The following is a 4,099-nucleotide window of genomic DNA, read 5'->3' on the forward strand; positions in this document are numbered from 1 at the left end:
CCGATATTGTTCGTCGGCCTCGAACTTGACCGCCGGGGCATAGAAGAACTTCACCGCGTCGGACGCCGGTCCGGCGACGGCTCCGGCCGGCAGGGCTATCGAAAGGGCGGCAACGATCACTGTCAGTCGCATGCAGAATCTCCGGCTTTTGACGGCTTGAGCCTATCAACACCACGTATCCTGCATATCGGCTTTTTTGCGGCTCATGAAGTCCTGCAGCACCTTGTTTTAGCCGTCCAGCCAGACGTTCTGAAGGTCCATCTCGAATGTCTGGTGGACACCATAGTTCTTCACCTTCTTGCTCATGTGGCTGTAGAGCTTCTGCCAGAAGGGCTGAATAATGACGCCCGAATCCTGCAGGATCTGCTCGACATCCTTCATGACCTCGCGTCGTTTCTCCACGTCGATGAGCGAAAGCGCCTGCTTGAGCTTGGCATCAAAATCGGGGTTGGAATATGCCGATTCATTCCAGGCCTCGCCGGTGCGATAGCCGAGCGCCAGCACCTGCACGCCAAGCGGGCGCATGTACCAGATCGTCATCGAATAGGGATATTTCGTCCAGTCGTTCCAGAAGGTCGAACCCGGCAGCACCGTGCGCTTCACCTTGATCCCGGCATCGCGCAACTGGCCGGCAATGGCGTCGCCGGTATTCTTCTGCCAATCGTCCTCGATGGTGATCAGCTCATGCTCGAAGTCGGCCTGTCCGGCTTCCGCCATCAGCTTCTTGGCGCCGGCGGCGTCGCGTGTCTTCTTGGGCAGCGCATAGTATTCCGGATGGATCGGGGCGACGTGGTGGTTTTCACCAGGGGTGCCTCGCCCGGCATAACCGAGTTCGAGGACCGCATTGTTGTCGACGGCCATTTGCAGGGCGTTGCGCACCCGCTTGTCGTCGTAGGGCTTGTGGGTGATGTTGGTGCGGGCAACCAGCGTCGTCGCCGTCGCCACCTCCGATTTCACCAGATCCATCTTGTCGAGAATGTCGATGAAGTCGGCGGGCGACTCGAAATTGAGGTCGATCTCACCGGATTCGAACGCGTTCACGGTGGCGTTGAAATCGGTGCCGTAGTCGACGAACTCGACGCTGTCGAGCGGCGCCTCACCACCCCACCATTTGCCATTCTCACGACGCTTGACGACCGCCTTCTGGCCGACATCGTAGGAGACCAGTTCGAACGGTCCCGTGCCGATCGGCTTCTTGATCGGATCGGCACCGTCGGCATCGAAGCTGCGATGGACGACGAGCGCCGGATAGTCGGTGAAATTCGGGATCAGCGAAATGTCTGGTTCGCTTAACTTCAGCTTGACCGTATTGTCGTCGACCTTGGTGATCGCGCCATCCCTGGCCTTGCCGGTCTTTGCGTCGATCAGCGCGCCGACCCGGGCGGCCATGGAATTGCCGGCGACATTCTTCTCGCACCAGCGGGTCAGATTGTGAGCGACGTCATCGGCGTTGAAGGCATCGCCATTGTTCCACGTGATGCCCTTGCGCACATGCAGCACGTATTCGGTGGCGTCGTCGTTGATATCCCAGCTTTCGAGCAGGACCGGCTCGAAGGTGAATTGCCTGGTATAGCGGACAAGCGGCTCCAGCCAGCAGCGCGAAATGTTCGCCAGTTCCACCCAGTCGTAAGTGCGCGGATCCTTCTGTCCCTTCACCGACATCGAGACGCGCAGCGTTCCGCCTTTCTTCGGCTCTTCGGCCAAGGCCCGATCCGGCACGGCAAGGCCGATCATGCCATAGGCAAGAGCCGTCGATGCGCCGAAGGCGCTTGCCAGCGCCAGGAACTCGCGCCGGTCGACACGACCCGCGCGTGCTTCGACCGCCATTGCCTCGATAGCGCTCGGCACGCGATCGCCACTGCTTCTGAAGAATGCCATTTTTTCCTCCCGTCTGGTTCCCTTTGATCTTGGTTCTTCGCCTCAACTGACGCTGTCCGGCAGCCTCTCCTCGCGCCGCGCGATGAAATCCATCAGGCCATCGGCGATGCCTTCGTCGAGCTTCGGCTCCTCGTAATCCGCCAGCATGTTGCGCGCCTTCTCGCGGCCGCGCGTGTCGTGGTCCTTCGCCCCTTCTGCCTTCCACTGTTCGAACGAATTGAAGTCCATGATCGAGGGCATGAAGAAGGCGGATTCGAAATGTTCCAGCGTGTGCTGGGTACCGAGGAAATGGCCCTGCGGTCCCACCTCGCGGATTGCCGCCATGGCTTCCTTGAAATCGTCGAACGGCAGGCCGCCGGCATATTTGTACCAGCCGATGAGCTGTTCGCAGTCGGTGGCGAATTTCGAATAGCCGCAGGTCAGGCCGGCCTCGAGCCATCCGGCGGAGTGCCAGATGTAGTTGGCGCCGGCGAGGATGGCGGCATGCATCAGCATGTTCGCCTCGTAACCAGCCTGGGCGTCGTTGAGCTTCGACCCGACATGGAAGCCGGAGGTGCGCCACGGCAGCCGGTATTTCCGTGCCAGCGCTCCCATCAGATACATCATCTGCGCCGCCTCGGGCGTGCCGCCCATCGGAGCACCGGTCTTCATGTCCACCGTGACCATGAACTGTCCGTAGATCTGCGGCGAGCCTGGGCGCAGCAGTTGCGTGAAGGCGACGCCCGCCAGCGCTTCCGCATTGACCTGTGCCACAGCGCCCACGGCGGACGCCGAAGTCGAGGCGCCGCACAGTGCAAAGGGTGCGAGGATCAGCGGCTGGTTGCTTCGCGCATAGACCTTCATCGCGTCCAGCATGGTGGCGTCCCACACCAGCGGCGAATTGCAGTTGGTGATCGACACCAGGACAGGATTGTCGCGGACGTAATCCTCTCCGAACACGATGCCTGCCATCGCCATCGTGTCTTCCGCCCGCTCCTTGGACGTGACGATGCCCATGAACGGCTTGTCGGAATGCTTAAGCGCGGAATGGATGATGTGGAGGTGACGCTTCGGTACCGCGATTTCCATCGGCTCGCAAATGACCGAACTCGATGAATGCAGCGCCGGCGCCATGTAGGCGAGTTTGTGGAAATTGTTGAGGTCGGCGAGCGTGCCGTAACGCCTGTTGTTGTCGAGATCGCGAACATAGGGCGCGCCATACATCGGCACGAAGATGGTGTTGTTGCCGCCCACCCGCACCGTGCGCTGCGGATTCCTCGCATTGAGCGTGAACTCCGACGGGACCTTCGACACCAGTTCCATCAGCAGGGCCCGGTCGATCCGCACACGGGTTTCCGAGACATCCGCGCCCGCCGCCTTCCACAGTGCGATCGCCTCGTCGTCGCGGAACTCGCAGCCCACCTCTTCGAGGATCAAGAGCGACTCCTCGTGGATCAGTTCGACCGCCTCATCGGGGACCATCTGGTAGACGGGGATCTGGCGGACCAGCGTCGGGAACGACGTTACGGGAGCTCCGCGCAGGGCCTTGCGCCCCAGGCGGCCGCCACTGCGGCGGTTGGCATGTTCGGTCACTTCGGGGGCCGGTGCGTTCATGGCAACTCCATTCCACTCATGAAGGAGCCTAGCGCGACAAAATGGTGATGTGACGCTGGAAAATCCTGATCTCTTGTATAAGCTCAGCTTATGCGAAGCTTGCGCCACCTTCTGCCTTCGGCCGGCAGCCTGATCGTCTTCGAGGCGGCCGGGCGGCTGTCGAGCTTCACCGCCGCCGGGCGCGAGCTGGGCATGACGCAGGCCGCCGTCTCCTATGCCGTGCGCGGACTGGAAGAACAGCTCGGCGCCAAGCTGTTCCAGCGCCGCCACCGCCAGGTGCTCCTGACCGAGGCCGGCGAGCGCTTCCATGCCGACGTCTCGCTCGGCCTTTCGCACATCCGCAAATCGGCGGAGGATCTGCGCCTGCAGGCGACCGGCGGTCATGTCACGCTGGCCGCCTCGACCGCGTTCGGTTCGTTCTGGATGATGCCGCGCCTGCAGCAGTTCCGTGACGAGCTGCCGGGCATTGACCTGCGTATCCAGACCGCCGACCGCGACCTCGACATCATCGCGGAAGGCATTCCGCTCGGCGTGCGCGGCGGCGCGCCGCGGGACTGGCCGGACTATCATTCGTTGCCGCTGGCTGACGAGGAGATATTTCCCGTCGCCGGCACCAGCTATGCGGCAA

3 protein-coding genes are annotated in these 4,099 nt (G+C 62.0%); 1 reads left to right on the forward strand and 2 read right to left on the reverse strand.

All coding sequences use genetic code 11. The features are described from left to right. Nucleotides 1-228: 228 nt before the first annotated feature. Entirely contained in the window at nucleotides 229-1,878 is a 1,650-nt protein-coding gene (locus EN969_RS19735; RefSeq protein ID WP_027163239.1) for an ABC transporter substrate-binding protein, read from the reverse strand. Nucleotides 1,879-1,920: 42 nt separating this feature from the next. Then, nucleotides 1,921-3,471, reverse strand: a complete 1,551-nt coding sequence (locus EN969_RS19740; protein WP_013532332.1) for a trimethylamine methyltransferase family protein — start codon at nucleotides 3,469-3,471, stop codon at nucleotides 1,921-1,923. A 90-nt stretch (nucleotides 3,472-3,561) separates the two neighbouring features. Here EN969_RS19740 and EN969_RS19745 point away from each other — a divergent pair. After that, nucleotides 3,562-4,099 (forward strand): LysR family transcriptional regulator (locus EN969_RS19745; RefSeq protein WP_127419325.1); only part of this gene is annotated, 538 nt, incomplete at its 3' end.

Origin of the sequence: Mesorhizobium sp. M7A.F.Ca.CA.003.01.2.1 (assembly GCF_003998945.1) — a bacterium.
Classification (GTDB): Bacteria; Pseudomonadota; Alphaproteobacteria; order Rhizobiales; family Rhizobiaceae; genus Mesorhizobium; species Mesorhizobium ciceri.

What these genes read in the sequence shown, in the direction of transcription:
- EN969_RS19735 (WP_027163239.1), bottom strand. Translation starts at nt 1,878, where the DNA reads ATGGCATTCTTCAGAAGCAGTGGCGATCGCGTGCCGAGCGCTATCGAG.
- EN969_RS19740 (WP_013532332.1), bottom strand. Translation starts at nt 3,471, where the DNA reads ATGAACGCACCGGCCCCCGAAGTGACCGAACATGCCAACCGCCGCAGT.